The sequence below is a fragment of the Kitasatospora sp. NPDC114501 genome, assembly GCF_055633695.1.
This window is the reverse complement of record NZ_JBVKDS010000001.1, coordinates 695,543-712,930: the sequence shown is the minus strand read 5'-3', so window position 1 is coordinate 712,930 and position 17,388 is coordinate 695,543. Positions and strand designations below refer to the sequence as shown.

10 protein-coding genes are annotated in these 17,388 nt (G+C 71.6%); 4 read left to right on the top strand and 6 right to left on the bottom strand.

The window, feature by feature from the left end; genetic code table 11:
- Positions 1 to 12: 12 nt before the first annotated feature.
- Positions 13 to 1,443, bottom strand: a complete 1,431-nt coding sequence (gene pyk, locus ACZ7RU_RS03300) for a pyruvate kinase (RefSeq protein ID WP_470339238.1) — start codon at positions 1,441 to 1,443, stop codon at positions 13 to 15.
- Positions 1,444 to 1,767: 324 nt separating this feature from the next.
- Between pyk and ACZ7RU_RS03295 the strand changes: the two genes are divergently transcribed.
- From ACZ7RU_RS03295 to ACZ7RU_RS03280, 4 genes are all read left to right on the top strand, one after another.
- A complete protein-coding gene (locus ACZ7RU_RS03295) occupies positions 1,768 to 2,856 on the top strand; it encodes a substrate-binding domain-containing protein (RefSeq protein WP_470339237.1) in 1,089 nt (362 codons plus the stop codon).
- Positions 2,853 to 4,559, top strand: coding sequence for a VWA domain-containing protein (locus ACZ7RU_RS03290; protein ID WP_470339236.1), 1,707 nt, complete (start codon positions 2,853 to 2,855; stop codon positions 4,557 to 4,559). The genes ACZ7RU_RS03295 and ACZ7RU_RS03290 overlap by 4 nt, the downstream gene beginning before the upstream one ends.
- Positions 4,546 to 5,187, top strand: a complete 642-nt coding sequence (locus ACZ7RU_RS03285; protein WP_470339235.1) for a hypothetical protein — start codon at positions 4,546 to 4,548, stop codon at positions 5,185 to 5,187. The genes ACZ7RU_RS03290 and ACZ7RU_RS03285 overlap by 14 nt, the downstream gene beginning before the upstream one ends.
- Positions 5,188 to 5,423: 236 nt before the next feature.
- Entirely contained in the window at positions 5,424 to 7,253 is a 1,830-nt protein-coding gene (locus tag ACZ7RU_RS03280) for a bifunctional metallophosphatase/5'-nucleotidase (protein WP_470339234.1), read from the top strand.
- A 206-nt stretch (positions 7,254 to 7,459) separates the two neighbouring features.
- Here the strand turns inward: ACZ7RU_RS03280 and ACZ7RU_RS03275 are convergent, their stop codons facing one another.
- The 5 genes from ACZ7RU_RS03275 to ACZ7RU_RS03255 form a co-directional block, all read right to left on the bottom strand.
- Positions 7,460 to 8,917 (bottom strand): aldehyde dehydrogenase family protein, encoded by a 1,458-nt coding sequence (locus tag ACZ7RU_RS03275; protein WP_470339233.1) that lies wholly within the window; start codon positions 8,915 to 8,917, stop codon positions 7,460 to 7,462.
- Positions 8,918 to 8,966: 49 nt separating this feature from the next.
- A complete protein-coding gene (locus tag ACZ7RU_RS03270) occupies positions 8,967 to 9,833 on the bottom strand; it encodes a helix-turn-helix domain-containing protein (protein ID WP_470339232.1) in 867 nt (288 codons plus the stop codon).
- A gap of 274 nt (positions 9,834 to 10,107) precedes the next feature.
- Complete coding sequence (locus ACZ7RU_RS03265) at positions 10,108 to 11,568, bottom strand: glutamate synthase subunit beta (protein WP_470339231.1); 1,461 nt, start codon at positions 11,566 to 11,568, stop codon at positions 10,108 to 10,110.
- Positions 11,561 to 16,147 (bottom strand): glutamate synthase large subunit, encoded by a 4,587-nt coding sequence (gene gltB, locus ACZ7RU_RS03260; RefSeq protein ID WP_470339311.1) that lies wholly within the window; start codon positions 16,145 to 16,147, stop codon positions 11,561 to 11,563. Before gltB ends, ACZ7RU_RS03265 begins: the two co-directional genes overlap by 8 nt.
- Before the next feature lie 417 nt (positions 16,148 to 16,564).
- Entirely contained in the window at positions 16,565 to 17,302 is a 738-nt protein-coding gene (locus tag ACZ7RU_RS03255; RefSeq protein ID WP_470339230.1) for a VIT1/CCC1 transporter family protein, read from the bottom strand.
- Between the last annotated feature and the right edge of the window lie 86 nt (positions 17,303 to 17,388).

Below are 17,388 nucleotides of genomic sequence, written 5' to 3'. Positions count from 1 at the left end.
CCGAGGTGGCGCTCAGGCGTCCAACGTCCCCACGTGGTGGACGCGGACGAGGTTGGTGGAGCCGGCCAGGCCGGGCGGGGAGCCGGCGGTGATGACGACGATGTCGCCCTTCTGGCAGCGGCCGAGGGACAACAACGCCGCGTCGACCTGTTCGACCATCTGGTCGGTGGTCGGGGCGAACGGGCCGAGGAAGGTCTCCACGCCCCAGGTGAGGGCGAGTTGGGAGCGGACGGCCGGTTCGTAGGTGAAGGCGAGCACCGGGATGGGTGAGCGGTAGCGGGTGAGCCGGCGGGCGGTGTCGCCGGACTGGGTGAAGGCGATCAGGTACTTGGCGTGCAGGAAGTCGCCGATCTCGGCGGCCGCGCGGGCGACGGCGCCGCCCTGGGTCCGCGGCTTGCTGCCGGTGATCAGGGGCGGCAGTCCGGCGGCCAGGATGTCGTTCTCGGCGGCCTCGACGATCCGGGCCATGGTCTTGACCGTCTCGACCGGGTACTTGCCGACCGAGGTCTCCCCGGAGAGCATCACGGCGTCGGTGCCGTCCAGGACGGCGTTGGCGACGTCGGAGGCCTCGGCGCGGGTCGGGCGGGAGGTGTTGATCATCGAGTCGAGCATCTGGGTCGCCACGATGACCGGCTTGGCGTTGCGGCGGGCGAGCTTGATGGCGCGCTTCTGGACCAGCGGGACCTGTTCGAGGGGCATCTCCACGCCCAGGTCTCCGCGGGCCACCATGATCCCGTCGAAGGCGTCGACGACGGACTCCAGGTTCTCCACCGCCTGCGGCTTCTCGATCTTGGCGATGACCGGGACGTGCCGCCCCTCCTCCGCCATGATCCGGTGGACGTCCTCGACGTCGCGCCCGCTGCGGACGAACGAGAGCGCGACGAGGTCGGCGCCGGTCCGCAGCGCCCACCGCAGGTCGGCGACGTCCTTGTCGCTGAGCGCGGGGACGGAGACGGCGACGCCGGGGAGGTTGAGGCCCTTGTGGTCGGAGACGAGGCCGCCCTCGATGACCAGGCACCGCACGTGCGGCCCGTCGACGGCGACGACCTCCAGGGTGACCCGGCCGTCGTCGACCAGGATCCGCTCGCCGCGCCCGACGTCGCCGGCGAGCCCGGAGTAGGTGGTTCCGCAGCGGTCCTTGTCCCCCACGACGCCCTTGTCGGTGGAGATGGTGAACTCGTCGCCGCGTTCGAGAAGTACGGGCCCGTGGGCGAAGGTGTCGAGCCGGATCTTCGGGCCTTGAAGGTCGACGAGGACACCGACGCTGCGGCCGGTCTCGTCGGCGGCCTTGCGGACGCGGCGGTAGCGTTCCTCGTGCTCGGTGTGCGAGCCGTGACTGAGGTTCAGTCGGGCGATGTCCATCCCGGCGTCGACCAGGGACTTGATCTGGTCGTACGAGTCGGTGGCGGGCCCGAGGGTACAGACGATTTTTGCTCGGCGCATAGTGCTGAGACTAGGCATTACCGGCGCGTAACCACGACGCGGGTCCGGACTGCGGGATGACCGTTGCCCCAAGGCGAGTTGAACAATCTGACACATCCTCGGACCGCTGTGCGAGCGCCCCGCGCCACACCCGTCCCGCGCTCCTCCCGTACGCCTCCCGCGCCGCCCCCCGATGCGATTCCGTGAAGGGGTGTTCACCTCCGGTTCACCGCTGCTTCCGCCCCCGCTCCCCGCCCGGCGGGACGCTCGTCACCCACGGGTGACTGCCCGGGCTCGCCGGGCGACCACCCGGACGAAGTAGCGGACGAGGGGGAAGCGTTCGGCATGAAACGCGCACTGGGCGTGGTGGCGGCCCTGGCCCTGCTGGGCGGGGTGGCCTATGCACTGGTCCCCCCCGAGAAGGACTCCGACCTGGTCACGGTCACCGGCCTGATCGGGTCGGAGAAACGTGACTTCTTCGACCACCCGGACGTCAAGGCCGAGTTGAAGAGGCAGGGCCTGGTGGTCAAGGCGGAGCCGACCGGTTCCTGGACGATGGACGACCAGGCGAGGAACACCCCGAACCTGGACTTCGCCTTCCCGGCGAGCAGCGCGCCGGCGCTGGCCATCCAGCGGGACTGGGCGCAGAAGGACTCGCCGCGGGTGCAGTTCTACTCCCCGCTGGTGATCGTCACCCACCAGCCGGTGGCGGAGGTGCTGAAGGCCAACGACCTCGCCGGCATGAACGATTCGGGTGTCTGGACGTTCAACATGGACAAGTACGTGGAGGCCCTGAAGCAGGGCGGCCGGCAGTGGGAGACGCTGACGGACGCGTCCAGGCACCCGGAGCTGACCGGCACGATGTACGTGTCCACCACGGATCCGGAGAGCTCCTCCTCGGGCGCCCTGTACCTGGCGATCCTGTCCTACCTCGCGAACGGCAGGAAGGTGGTGTCCGACGACGCGGGTCTGAACGCCGTCAAGGGCGTCGTGTACGACGCGAACCGGTTCCAGGGGCTGCAGAAGGTCAGCAGTGACGGTCCGTTCCGCGAGTTCGGCGCGGGGGTCAACACGATGGTCTTCGCGTACGAGTCGCAGGCCGCCGCCCTGCCGATCCAGGGCAAGCAGATCGGCGACATGGTGGTGATGTACCCGAGCACCACGATCAAGACGGACCACACCCTGGTGGCCAGGACGCCCGGCGGCCAGAAGCTGGCCGACGCGCTGGTGAACAGCCCGGAGCTGCGCAGGCTGGAGGCCAGGTTCGGCCTGCACCCGGACGCCGAGCCGGACCTCTTCTGGAACGAGGTGAACGGGAAGCTGCCGAAGTTCGTCCCGGACGTGCGGGCCGCGGGGCTGGCCCTGGCCCCGGTGCCCTCGCTCGAGTACATGAAGAAGCTGACCACCGCGGCGAAGACCGGGAGCGTGAAGTGAACCTCCGCAACCTCCGCAGCCTTCCCGACCTCCCCGACCTCCGCAGCCTCCCCGACCTCCGCACCAAGCGCCGCGGCCGCCTCCTCGTGGCCCTGACGGCCGCGCTCGCGGCGGTGACCGCCTGCACCTCCGGCGGCGGCAAGGCCGGCCCCGGCCCCGACGACCCGCCCGCCGAGACGGCCCGTCCCGGGGTGCTGCGGGTCCTGGCCGGCAGTGAGCTCCAGGACCTGGCGCCGGTCCTGGAGGACGCCCGGAAGGCCACCGGGGTGACCGTGCAGTTCTCCTGGACGGGCTCCCTGGACGGCGCGGACACCGTCTCCTCGGGACGGGCCGACGGCAGGTACGACGCCGTGTGGTTCCCCTCCAACCAGTACCTGCGGCTCGATCCGGCCGGCCGGTCCAAGGTGGTCTCCGAGACCCCGGTGATGGTCTCGCCGGTGGCGATCGGGGTGCGTTCCTCGGCGCTGGGCGAACTCGGCTGGGGTGACGGCTCCAAGGTCAGCTGGGCGCAGGTCGGGGACGCGGCGGCGGCCGGAAAGCTGCCGTACGGGATGGCCGACCCGTCCCGTTCCAACTCGGGCTTCTCCACCCTCGTCGCGGTGGCCTCGGCCTTCTCCGGTGCGGGTGCGGCGCTGACCGACGCGGACGTGCAGAAGGCCAACCCCCAGCTGAAGCAGTTCTTCAAGGGCCAGAAGCTGACCTCCGGTTCGTCCGGCTGGCTGGCGCAGGCGTACACCCGGGCCGAGTCGGGCGTGGTGGGCGCGCTGGTGAACTACGAGTCGGTGCTGCTGTCGATGAACAGGACGCTGCCGGCGCAGCAGCAGCTGACGGTGGTGCGGCCGGTGGACGGCGTGGTGTCGGCGGACTACCCGCTGTCGCTGATGGCCTCCGCCGCGCCGGACCAGCGCGACGCCTTCCAGCGGCTGACCTCGTACCTGCTCAAGGAGGACGTGCAGAAGCGCATCTCCGACACCACGCTGCGCCGTCCCGCGACGGCGGGCGTCGCGCCGGCCGCCGGGCTGCCCGCCGACCGCCGCCGGGAGCTGCCGTTCCCGGGCACCAGGGCGGTCGCGGACGGCCTGCTGGCCGCGTACCAGAACGAGCTGCGCCGCCCGTCCCGGACGGTGTACGTGCTGGACACCTCCGGTTCGATGGAGGGGCCGCGGATCGCCGCGCTGAAGAGCGCGCTGGGCCGGCTGACGGGGACGGACGACACCCGCGGGGTGCGGCGTTTCCGGGACCGCGAGGAGATCACCCTGCTCTCCTTCGCCTCCTCGGTGAAGTGGACCAGGACGCACGTGGTGCCGGCCACCGGCAGCCAGCCGGGCCCGCAGGCGGAGCTGGCGTCGATCAACGCGGACGTGCAGTCGCTGGCCGCCTCGGGCGGGACGGCGGTGTACTCGTCGCTGGAGGAGGCGTACCGGGTGATCGAGCGCCAGCAGGCGGCGGCCGCCGACGACCGGTTCACCTCGATCGTGCTGATGACGGACGGGGAGAGCAACGCCGGTGCGACGGACGGCGACTTCAAGCGCTTCCACGAGGCGCTGCCGGCCGGGGAGAAGTCGATCCCGGTGTTCCCGATCAAGTTCGGGGAGGCGGCGGTGGGCCAGCTCCAGGGGATCGCGGACCTGAGCGGCGGCAAGCTGTTCGACGGGACGGGTTCGCTGGACGGGGTGTTCGAGGAGATCCGTGGCTACCAGTGACGGGTTCGGCTCCCGGGTGCTGCGTTACCTGGAGTCGGCCCGCAACCTGGTCGGCTGCGCGGGGGGCGCGGTCGGTCTGGGGCTGCACTTCGCCGGGCTGGGCGGGGCCTGGTGGCCGGCGGTGGTGGCGGGGCTGTACGGGGCGGGCGCGCTGCTGACGCCCGCCCCGGCGCCCGGCCGGGGGTCGGCGGGGGCGCCCGGGTCCGCGGTGTCCGGGCGGTCCTCGGAGGGGCTCTCGGAGCTCCTCCCGGAGGTCTCCGCAGAGCTGTCGACCCCGGCCCCCGCCCCCTCCCCCTCCCCCTCTCCGAGCCCGGCGCCCTCCCCGTCTCCGGCCCCGGCTCCCGGGCCGCCCCCGGCCCCCGCGCCCGACCCGGAGCTGGTGGCCCTGGCCGCCTACCTGGAGACCGTGCCGCTGCCGTCCTCGGCGGGGGTGGACGCCCTGCTGGCGGCGCTGCGCGCGGCCGGTCCGGGCCCGGTGGCGGAGCGGATCGTCCGGCACCGGCTGCCGGTCGCGGTGGCGGGCTACCTGCGGGCGCGGACCTGGCAGCCGTGGGCGGGGCCGGACGATCCGGATCCGGCGGTCCGGCTGGGCCGCGAGGTCGACCGGCTGGCGGCCGAGCTGTCCTGACCGGCCGTCCGCCCGAAGACCGGCTCTGGCACCCCGACCTCCCCCGTCCCCGTCACGACCGAGTCGCCAAGATCTCACCTCTCGGACAGGTCAGGGGGCTGTTCAGCACACCGGCGCGCACGGCACACTTCTACGCGCGTCCCTCTACGCGCGTCGACGCGTGGACGCACACTTTTGTCCACGAATATGCCAGTTGACGGTCGATCCGCCGTCGTTCCCACTCGGGAGAGTCGTCCATGCCCCTGAACCGCCGTGACTTCGTCACCCGGTCCGCCGCCACCGCCGCCGGCGCCGCCCTGGCCGGTGGCGCCGCCCTGGCCGCCGCCCCCTCCGCCGCGGCCGCCCAGCCGGACACGGCGGCCGCCAAGGGCCGGCAGCCGCACAAGCAGGCCTTCACCGTCATGGGCACCACCGACCTGCACGGCCGGGTGCTCAACTGGGACTACTTCACCGACGCCGAGTACACCGACAAGGGCCACAACGCGGTCGGCCTCGCCAAGATCTCCACGCTGGCCAACCAGGTGCGCGAGGAGAAGGGCTGGAACCGCTGCCTGCTGATCGACTCCGGTGACACCATCCAGGGCACCCAGCTGTCCTACTACTACGCCCGGATCGAGTCGATCGACACCGAGGCCGACACCGTGCCGGACCACCCGATGGCCGTCGCCATGAACCTCATGGAGTACGACGCCGCGGCGCTCGGCAACCACGAGTTCAACTACGGCATCCCGCTGCTGAAGGCCTACCAGGACCAGCTGGAGTTCCCGCTGCTGGGCGCCAACGCGCTGAACGCGAAGAACGAGAAGCCGGCCTTCAAGCCGTACGTGATCAAGGAGCTGCGCCTGGGCGGCGGCCGTCCGGTGAAGGTCGGCATCCTCGGCCTCACCAACCCGGGCATCGCGATCTGGGACAAGGCCAACGTCAGCGGCAGGATGGTCTTCCCGGGCATCGTCGAGACCGCCGCCACCTGGGTACCGCGGATGAAGGCGGCGGGCGCCGACGTCATCGTGGTCTCCTCGCACTCGGGCTGCGACGAGGCCACCACCTGGGGCGACCAGCTGCCCTGGGCGGAGAACGCCTCGGTCGCGCTGGCGGAGACCGTCCCGGACATCGACGCGGTGCTGGTGGGCCACGCCCACAAGGAGATCCCGCAGCGCCTGGTCGTCAACAAGAAGACCGGCCGGACGGTCGTGCTCTCCGAGCCGCTCTGCTACGGCCAGCGGCTGACCTGCTTCGACTTCGAGGTCGAGTTCGCGGGCGGCGCCTGGAAGGTCTCCTCGGTCTCGGCCCGGCTGCTGAACTCCAACACGGTGCCGGAGAACCCGGAGATCACCAACGCGATCGCCGAGCAGCACAAGAAGGTCGTCGCGTACGTCAACCAGCAGATCGGCACCAGCAGGATCGAGCTGTCGATCGCCGACGCCCGCTTCAAGGCCACCCCGATCATCGACCTGATCGGCCGGGTCCAGGCCGACGCCGTCAAGGCCGCGCTGGCGGGCGGACAGTACGCCAAGCTCCCGGTGCTGGCCCAGGCCGCCCCGTTCAACCGCACCGCGCTGATCCCGTCGGGCCAGGTCAAGCTGCGCGACGCCGCGGGCCTCTACATCTACGAGAACACCCTGGAGGCCCGCGTCCTGACGGGCGCCCAGCTCAAGGACTACCTCGAGTACTCGGTCAAGTACTACAACCAGCTCGCCCCGGGCGCCCCGGTCGACAAGGAGGCCCTGACCGGTGCCGAGGCCACCCCGGACTACAACTACGACTCGGTCTACGGCCTGAGCTACGACATCGACATCGCCCAGCCGAAGGGGCAGCGGATCGTCAACCTGTCCTTCCAGGGCAAGCCGATCGACCCGGCCGCCGAGTTCGTCCTCGCCGTCAACAACTACCGCGCCAACGGCGGCGGCAACTTCCCGCACGTCGCCAAGGCCAAGGTGGTCTGGTCGGACTCCGACGAGATCCGCAACACCATGATCGCCTGGGTGAAGGCCAAGGGCGTCATCGACCCCGCCGACTTCTTCACCGACTCCTGGCGCCTCGTCCGCGCCGGCCAGCCGGTCTTCTGACCCGCACGCCCCACCGGAAGGCCGTCGCCCCGCGGGCGACGGCCTTCCGGCCCGTCCGGTGGGAGAACGCCGGCATGGGCGAGTTCCAGATCTCCGATCGCCGTGCCCGGCTGCCGGCCTGCGCGCAGCGCCTGACGCCTCCGGCCGGGTGGAAGAACGGGCCTCCCGGCGGGCGCCGCCGGGAGGCCCGTGCGTTCGGCGGCCGGTCAGAAGGGGAAGACCGCGCGCTCGTGCTGGACGGAGATCCACTTCACGGTGGTGAAGGCGTCCACCGTGGACTCGCCGTTGAGGCGGCCGACGCCGGAGTTCTTCTCGCCGCCGAAGGGCACGCCCGGCTCGTCGGCGATGGTGCCGCCGTTGACGTGGATCATGCCGGTCTCGATCCGCTGGGCGAGCTTCACGCCGCGCTCGACGTTCGCGGTGTGCACCGCGCCGCTGAGCCCGAACGGCGTGTCGTTGGCGAGCCGCACGGCCTCGTCCTCGCCGTCGAAGGGCACCAGCAGCACGACCGGGCCGAACAGCTCGTTGCGCAGGATCGGCGCGTCCTCGGCCAGGCCGGTGAGCACCGTCGGCGCCATCAGGCTGCCGACCGTGGCGCCGCGCAGCAGCGCGGTGGCACCGGCCGCGACCGCCTGGTCGACCTGGGCGGAGAGGGCGTCGGCCTGGACGGAGTTGATCAGCGGGCCGATGTGGGTGGCCGGGTCCCTCGGGTCGCCGACGGTGAGCGAGGCGACCTTGGCGACGAACTTCTCGGTGAACTCGGCCTCGACGGCGCGGTCCACCAGCACCCGGTTGGCGGCCATGCAGACCTGCCCCTGGTGGATGAAGCGGCTGAACACCGCGGCGTCCACGGCGTGGTCCACGTCGGCGTCGTCCAGCACGATCAGCGCGCTGTTGCCGCCGAGTTCCAGGACCGTCCGCTTGAAGTGCGCGGCGGCGACGGTGGCGACGTGCCGGCCGACCTTGTCGGAGCCGGTGAAGGAGATCACCTTGGGCACCGGGTGCTCCAGGAAGCTGTCGCCGATCTCGGCGATGTCGGTGATCACCACGTTCAGCAGGCCGGGCGGCAGCCCCGCGTCCTCGAAGAGCTTCGCGATCAGCCCGCCGCCGACCACCGGGGTCTCCTGGTGCGGCTTGAGAACGACGCCGTTGCCGAGCGCGAGCGCCGGGGCGACGGCCTTGAGCGCCAGGAACAGCGGGAAGTTGAACGGGCTGATCACACCGACCACGCCGACCGGCAGCCGGTAGAGCCGGTTCTCCCGGCCCTGGGCGGGCGAGGCGAGCAGCCGGCCCTCGGAGGCCACCGACAGGTGCAGGCACTCCCGCAGCACGTCCCTGACCAGCGACAGCTCGAAGCCCGCCTTCAGCGCGGTGCCGCCGAGTTCGGCCATGATCGCGCCGACGATCTCCGGCTCGCGCTCGTCCAGCAGCCGCAGCGCGCGCTCGAAGACCAGCCGCCGCCGGTACGGGTTGGCGGCGGCCCACGCCTTCTGGGCGCGCGCGGCGGCGCGGTAGGCGAGGTCGACCTCGTCGACGGTGGCGACGGTGATGGTGGCGAGCTTGTCGCCGGTGTAGGGGTCGACGTCGACGATGTCCCAGGAGCCGCTGCCGCTGCGCCACTCGCCGTCGATGTACTGCAGCGCCAACTCGGAGAAGTACGACATCTGATCCCTCTCATGCACCGACCTGATGGGGAATCATCGTACTGACGTATTACAGCTCCTGGCGCACCGCGTACAGCAGATCGCGGGTCCGCTCCGGGCTCAGGCTGTCGGCGACCAGGTCGTCCATCGCCTGCCGGTACTCGGCCACCTCGGCGGGCTTGTCGAGGTAGAGCGCGGTGGTGAACTGCTCCAGGTACACCACGTCGGCCAACTCGGCCTCGGCGAAGCCCAGGACGGTGAAGGCACCGCTCTCCGCGCTCAGCCCGGCGTTGCCCAGCGGCAGCACCTGGAGCCGTACGTTGGGCAGTTCGCCGAGCTCCAGCAGCCGGTCCAGCTGGCCGCGCATCTGCTCGGGCCCGCCCCAGGGCCGGCGCAGCGCGGCCTCGTCCAGTACCGCGACCAGCTGCGGCGCCCGGCCGTCGGTCAGCAGGGCCTGCCGCCTGAGCCGGACCTCGACCCGGCGCTCGATCTCCTCCGGCCCGTTGGCGTGGCAGCCGGCGGTGACCACGGCCCGGGCGTAGTCGGCGGTCTGGAGCAGCCCGTGGACGAACTGGATCTCGTAGCTGCGGATCTCGGCGGCGGCCTCCTCCAGGCCCAGGTAGTGCTGGAACCAGCCGGGCAGCACGTCCCCGTACTCGTGCCACCAGGAGCCGGCGTTGGCGTCGCGCAGCAGCCCGAGGACGGCGGCGCGCTCCTGCTCGGCGTCGACGCCGTACAGGGTCAGCAGGTCGGCGACGTCGCGCTCCTTGAAGCCGACCCGGCCGAGCTCCATCCGGCTGATCTTGGATTCGGAGGCCCGGATCGAGTACCCGGCCTCCTCCCGGCTGACGCCTCTGGCCTCGCGGAGCTTGCGCAGTTGGGTGCCGAGCAGCAGCCGCCGTACGGTGGCGCCCCCGCCTGCCTGAGTCGTGCCCATCGACGTCATCCTCCGCACTCGCCCAGCCCCCCGGCCGTCGGCGGCAGTCTGCCACCTGGCACCGACGAACAACAGCCCACTGCTTGCCCGGGTGCTCCTGGCGCCGCCGGCCCCGCGGGGGAACGCGACGGCGCCCGCCCTCCAACTGGTCGGGGAAGAGGGCAGGCGCCAGGAGACCGCATGGGCCCGGCGACTCTGACGGGGCAGCGGGTTGAGCTCCCGGCGATGCGGCGCCGGGGGTTCGGGGTGGGCCGGTCGGAGCCGCCCGGGGCCGTCAGACCACCAGGGGGCGGTCCGTGGGCCGGATCGGCGCGGGAAGCGGGGTCTTGCCACCGAGGTACTTGTCCACCGCCGCGGCGGCCGAACGGCCCTCCGCGATGGCCCAGACGATCAGCGACTGGCCTCGGCCGGCGTCTCCGCAGACGTACACGCCATCGACATTGGTGGCGAACCGGCCGTCGCGGCCAATGTTACCGCGCGCGTCGAGGTCCACTCCCAGCTGCTCGACCAGCCCGTTCCGCACGTCGGTCCCGGTGAAGCCCATGGCCAGGGTGACCAGCTGGGCCGGGATGGCCCGCTCGGTGCCCGGCACCGGCTCGAACCGGCCGTCCCGGAACTCCACCTCGACGAGGTGCAGTTCCTGGACGTTGCCGTCCTCGTCGCCGCTGAAGTGGGTGGTGCTGACGGAGTAGATCCGCTCGCCGCCCTCCTCGTGCGCGGAGGTGACCTTGTACGTCATCGGCATGGTCGGCCAGGGCTGGTTCCCGGGCCGGTCCTCGCCGGGCCGCGGCATGATCTCCAGCTGGGTGACGGAGGCCGCTCCCTGGCGGTGGGCGGTGCCGACGCAGTCCGCGCCGGTGTCGCCGCCGCCGATCACGACCACGTGCTTGCCCTCGGCGCTGATCGGGGACGCCACGAAGTCGCCCTCCTGCACCTTGTTGGCCAGCGGCAGGTACTCCATGGCCTGGTGGACGCCCTTGAGCTCGCGCCCGGGCACCGGCAGGTCGCGGGCGGTGGTGGCGCCGGCCGCGAGCACCACGGCGTCGAAGCGCTCGCGCAGCTGCTGCCCGGTGATGTCCTCGCCGACGTGCACGCCGGTGCGGAACCGGGTGCCCTCCGCCCGCATCTGCTCGATGCGGCGGTTGATGTGGCGCTTCTCCATCTTGAACTCGGGGATGCCGTAGCGCAGCAGTCCGCCGATCCGGTCGGCCCGCTCGTACACGACGACGGTGTGCCCGGCCCGGGTGAGCTGCTGGGCGGCGGCGAGGCCGGCCGGGCCGGAGCCGACCACGGCGACCGTCTTGCCGGACAGCCGCTCGGGCACCTGCGGGGTGACCCCGCCGCGGTCCCAGGCCTTGTCGATGATGGTGACCTCGACGTTCTTGATGGTCACCGCGTCCTGGTTGATGCCGAGGACGCACGCGGACTCGCACGGAGCCGGGCACAGGCGGCCGGTGAACTCCGGGAAGTTGTTGGTGGCGTGCAGCCGCTCGATCGCGCCGACGAAGTCGTCCCGGTAGGCCAGGTCGTTCCACTCGGGGATGAGGTTCCCGAGCGGGCAGCCGTTGTGGCAGAACGGGATGCCGCAGTCCATGCAGCGGCCGGCCTGCTTGGTGATGATCGGCAGGAGGCTGCGCTCGACGTAGACCTCGTTCCAGTCCTTGATCCGGACGTCGACCGGGCGGCGCTCCGCCAGCTGCTTGGGCGTGGTCAGGAAGCCCTTGGGGTCAGCCATTAGCCGCCTCCATCATCTTCGCGGTGGTCTCGGCCTCGGAGAGGCCATCGCGCTCAGCGGCGTCCTTGGCGGCGAGCACTGCCTTGTAGTCGGTCGGCATGATCTTGGAGAAGCGGGAGACCCCGCTGCCCCAGTCCGCCAGGAGTTCGGCGGCGACGGTGGAGCCGGTCTCCTCGTAGTGCTGCTGCACGGTGTCGCGCAGCCAGTCGCGGTCGGCGGCGGTGGGGGCCTCGATGCCCACCATGCCGTCGTTGACGTTGGCGGGGCGCAGGTCCAGGACGTACGCGATGCCGCCGGACATGCCCGCCGCGAGGTTGCGTCCGGTCTCGCCGAGGACGACGACCCGGCCGCCGGTCATGTACTCCAGGCCGTGGTCGCCCACGCCCTCGACCACCAGGGTGGCCCCGGAGTTGCGGACGGCGAAGCGCTCGCCGGCCTTGCCGCGCAGGTGGATCCGGCCCGAGGTGGCGCCGTAGCCGATGGTGTTGCCGGCGATGACGTGGTTCTGCGCGTCGTTGCCGATGGCCGCCGCCTCCCGGGCGGGGCGGACGACGACCACGCCGCCCGAGAGGCCCTTGCCGACGTAGTCGTTGGCGTCGCCCTCCAGGCGCAGGGTCACGCCGCGCGGCAGGAAGGCGCCGAAGGACTGCCCGGCGGAGCCGGTGAAGGTGACGTCGATGGTCCCCTCCGGCAGGCCCTCGCCGCGGTACCGCTTGGTCACCTCGTGGCCGAGCATGGTGCCGACGGTGCGGTTGACGTTGCGGATCGGCAGCTGGATGCGGACGGCGTCGCCGCGCTCCAGCGCGTCCTCGGCCAGCTCGATCAGCTGGTTGTCCAGGGCCTTGTCCAGCGCGTGGTCCTGGGTAGTGGTGCGGTGCCGGGCGGCCCCCTCGGGGAGCGCCGGCACGTGGAACAGCGGGGCGAGGTCGAGCCCGGCCGCCTTCCAGTGGTCGATCGCGGCCCGGGCGTCGATGTGCTCGGCGCGGCCGACGGCCTCCTCGATCGAGCGGAAGCCCAGCGAGGCGAGGATCTCCCGGACCTCCTCGGCGATGAACTCGAAGAAGTTGACGACGAATTCGGGCTTGCCGGAGAAGCGCTCGCGCAGCACCGGGTTCTGGGTGGCGACGCCGACCGGGCAGGTGTCCAGGTGGCAGACGCGCATCATGATGCAGCCGGAGACGACCAGCGGGGCGGTGGCGAAGCCGAACTCCTCGGCGCCGAGCAGCGCGGCGATCACCACGTCGCGGCCGGTCTTCAGCTGGCCGTCGGTCTGGACGACGATGCGGTCGCGCAGCCCGTTGAGCAGCAGGGTCTGCTGGGTCTCGGCGAGGCCGAGCTCCCAGGGGCCGCCGGCGTGCTTCAGGGAGGTGAGCGGCGAGGCGCCGGTGCCGCCGTCGTGCCCGGAGACGAGGACGACGTCCGCGTGGGCCTTGGAGACGCCCGCGGCGACCGTTCCGACGCCGACCTCGGAGACCAGCTTCACGTGGATGCGGGCCGCCGGGTTGGCGTTCTTGAGGTCGTGGATGAGCTGGGCGAGGTCCTCGATCGAGTAGATGTCGTGGTGCGGCGGCGGGGAGATCAGGCCGACGCCCGGGGTGGAGTGCCGGGTCCTGGCGACCCACGGGTACACCTTGTGGCCGGGCAGCTGGCCGCCCTCGCCGGGCTTGGCGCCCTGGGCCATCTTGATCTGGATGTCGTCGGCGTTGACCAGGTACTCGGAGGTGACGCCGAACCGGCCGGAGGCGACCTGCTTGATCGCCGAGCGGCGCTCGGGGTCGTACAGGCGGTCCGGGTCCTCGCCGCCCTCGCCGGTGTTGGACTTGCCGCCGAGGCGGTTCATCGCGATGGCGAGGGTCTCGTGCGCCTCGCGGGAGATCGAGCCGTACGACATGGCGCCGGTGGAGAAGCGCCGGACGATCTCGGAGACCGGCTCGACCTCCTCGACCGGGATGGGCTCGCGTCCGAGGCCGTCCAGCTGGAACAGGCCGCGCAGCGTCATCAGCCGCTCGGACTGCTCGTTCACCCGGTCGGTGTACTGCTTGAAGATGTCGTAGCGGCGGTTGCGGGTGGAGTGCTGGAGCCGGAAGACGGTGTCCGGGTCGAACAGGTGCGGCTCGCCCTCGCGGCGCCACTGGTACTCGCCGCCTATGTCCAGCGCGCGGTGCGCGGCCGGGATGCCGGAGGCCGGGTACGCCTTGGCGTGCCGGGCGGCGGTCTCGCGGGCGATCTCCTCCAGGCCGATGCCGCCGAGCTTGGTGGTGGTGCCGGCGAAGTAGCCGTCGACCAGGTCCTGGGAGAGGCCGATGGCCTCGAAGACCTGGGCGCCGCGGTAGGAGGCGACGGTCGAGATGCCCATCTTGGACATGACCTTGAGCACGCCCTTGCCGAGCGCCTTGATCAGGTTCTTGATGGCCTTCTCGGCCTCGACGCCCTCGATGAAGACGCCCTGGGCGACCAGGTCCTCGACCGACTCCATCGCCAGGTACGGGTTGACCGCCCCGGCGCCGTAGCCGACCAGCAGCGCGACGTGGTGCACCTCGCGGACGTCGCCGGCCTCGACCAGCAGCGACACCTGGGTGCGCTGCTTGGTGCGGATCAGGTGGTGGTGGATGGCGGAGGTCAGCAGCAGCGAGGGGATCGGCGCGTGTTCGGCGTCCGAGTGGCGGTCGGAGAGCACGATGATCCGGGCGCCGTCGGCGATCGCCGCGTCGGCCTCGGCGGCGATCTCGGCCAGCCGGGAGGCCAGGCCCTCGCCGCCGGAGGCGACCTTGTAGAGGCCGGAGAGCGTGACGGCCTTCAGGCCGGGCTGGTCGCCGTCGGCGTTGATGTGGACGAGCTTGGCCAGCTCGTCGTTGTCGATCACCGGGAAGGTGATGCCGACGGAGCGGCAGGAGGCGGCCTCGGCGGCCAGCAGGTTGCCCTCCGGGCCGAGGTTGGACAGCAGCGAGGTGACGAGTTCCTCGCGGATGGCGTCCAGCGGCGGGTTGGTGACCTGGGCGAAGAGCTGCACGAAGTAGTCGAACAGCAGGCGCGGCTTCTCGCTCAGCGCGGCGATCGGCGAGTCGGTGCCCATCGAGCCGAGCGCCTCGGCGCCGGTGCGCGCCATCGGGGCGAGGATGACCCGCAGCTCCTCCTCGGTGTAGCCGAAGGTCTGCTGGCGGCGGGTGACGGAGGCGTGGGTGTGCGCGATGTGCTCGCGCTCGGGCAGCTTGGCGAGCTGGATCTGCCCGCCGTCCACCCACTCCTGGTACGGGTGCTCGGCGGCGAGGGCGGACTTGATCTCCTCGTCCTCGACGATCCGGCCCTCGACGGTGTCCACCAGGAACATCCGGCCGGGCTGGAGGCGGCCCTTCCTGGCGACCTTCTCCTGGTCGATGTCGAGCACGCCGACCTCGGAGGAGAGGACGACCAGGCCGTCCTCGGTGATCCAGTACCGGGCCGGGCGCAGGCCGTTGCGGTCGAGCACGGCGCCGATCTGGGTGCCGTCGGTGAAGGTGACGCAGGCCGGGCCGTCCCAGGGCTCCATCAGGTTGGAGTGGTACTGGTAGAAGGCGCGGCGGGCCGGGCTCATGGTGGCGTGGTTCTCCCACGCCTCCGGGATCATCATCAGCACCGAGTGCGGCAGCGAGCGGCCGCCGAGGTGGAGCAGCTCCAGGACCTCGTCGAAGGAGGCGGAGTCGGAGTGGTCCGGGGTGCAGATCGGGAAGATCCGGCTCAGGTCGCCGGGGATGAGGTCGGTGGCGAGCTGGGACTCGCGGGCGGTCATCCAGTTGCGGTTGCCCTTGACCGTGTTGATCTCGCCGTTGTGCGCGACGAAGCGGTACGGGTGGGCGAGCGGCCAGCTCGGGAAGGTGTTGGTGGAGAACCGGGAGTGCACCAGGCCGAGCGCGGACGCGTAGGTGCGGTCCGACAGGTCGGGGAAGAAGGGCTCCAGCTGGCCGGTGGTCAGCATGCCCTTGTAGACGATGGTGCGCGCGGACAGCGACGGGAAGTACACCCCGGCCTCGCGCTCGGACCGCTTGCGGACCACGAAGGCGATCCGGTCCAGCTCGATGCCGGCCCTGCCGTCCTGCGCGAGGAAGAGCTGCCGGAACCGCGGCATCACGCTGCGGGCGGTGGCGCCGAGCAGGTCCGGGGTGACCGGGACGTCGCGCCAGCCGAGGACGGTCAGGCCCTCCTCGGCCGCGATGCCCTCGATCCGCGCGACGGCGGCGGCGTCCTGCTCGTCCTCGTCGGGGAGGAAGGCGATGCCGACGGCGTAGGACCCGGCCGCCGGGAGTTCGAAGGCGACCTTCCCGCGCAGGAAGGCGTCCGGGATCTGGGTCAGGATGCCCGCGCCGTCGCCGGAGTCCGGCTCGGCGCCGGTGGCGCCGCGGTGCTCCAGGTTGCGCAGGACGGTCAGCGCCTGCTCGACGATGGTGTGGTCGGCGATGCCGGTCAGCGTGGCGACGAAACCGACGCCACAGGCGTCGTGCTCGTTCCGCGGGTCGTACAGGCCCTGAGCAGCAGGTCGCGCATCCGGCACGAGCGCGTACGGCTGGCGGGCGGCGCCGGCCTGGGGCTCGTTGGCGGAGTGCATGGATGCAGACAGCATCGGCTCTCCCGTCGTCGTCTTTCGGCAAGTTGGTGCAAGTAGGGACGACGTTGGCCCTGATGCGATGGTGCGTGTCGTGCAAGTTACATGATGCCCGTGATCCCGAGAAGCGGAATGTCCCGTCCACATGGCGGGACGGCGCGCAGGTCAGGGGGTGCGGGAAGAGGACGTGCCACAGTGCACGTCCCGACGATTGTGCCCAACGGTCCACGGCCTGAAACAGGGGCGAAACCGGATCGCCACAGAAGCCGATCATGGGCGCCTGGGAATCCATCCTGGGAGCCCGCCCACGGATGCGAATCCGCGGCACGGGGGCCCGGATGATGAGACAGTGCCAGGCGTCGCCGGACGCCCATGTGTGAAACGTCACTCACTGAACGGCATAACCATGCATGATCGCGGTCAGCCGATCTGCCCGCCGATCAGCCACCCCAGCAGGTAGGTCACCCCGGCCGCCGCACCGCCCAGCACCAGCTGCCGCAGCCCGCTGAACCACCAGCTGCGCGCCGTCACCCGGGCCACCACCGCGCCGCACAGGAACAGTCCGGCCCCCGCCAGCAGCAGGGCGGGCAGCAGCGTGGTCGCCCCCAGCAGGTACGGCAGCAGCGGCAGCAGCGCACCGAGCGCGAAGCACAGGAACGAGGAGCCGGCCGCCACCAGCGGCGAGGGCAGGTCGGTCGGGTCGACGCCCAGCTCCTCACGGGCGTGCACCTCCAGGGCCAGCTCCGGGTCGGCGGACAGCTGCCGGGCCACCTCGTGGGCCAGCTCCGGATCCACCCCGCGCGAGACGTACAGCTGGGCCAGTTCGGCCAGCTCGCCGTGCGGGTTGCGGCTCAGCTCCAGCCGCTCGACCTCGATCTCGGCCTGCACCAGTTCCCGCTGCGAGGCCACCGAGGTGTACTCCCCCGCCGCCATCGAGCAGGCGCCGGCCGCCAGGCCCGCCAGCCCGGTCAGGATCACCGTCCCGTTGGACACCGCGCCGCCGACCACCCCGGTCATCAGCGCGAAGTTGGACACCAGCCCGTCCACCGCGCCGAACACGGCCGGCCGCAGCCAGCCGCCGTTGACGTCCCGGTGGTGGTCGGCCGCGGGTATCCGGGGCTGGTGTCCGGCATCCGCTCCCACAGTGGTCGCGCTCATCGTCGTTCCCCTCCGTCGTCGTTCGTCAGCCCCGAACGTAGCCCGTCTGACCTGGGCACTTCCAGCAAAGTAAGGCTGTCCGAACA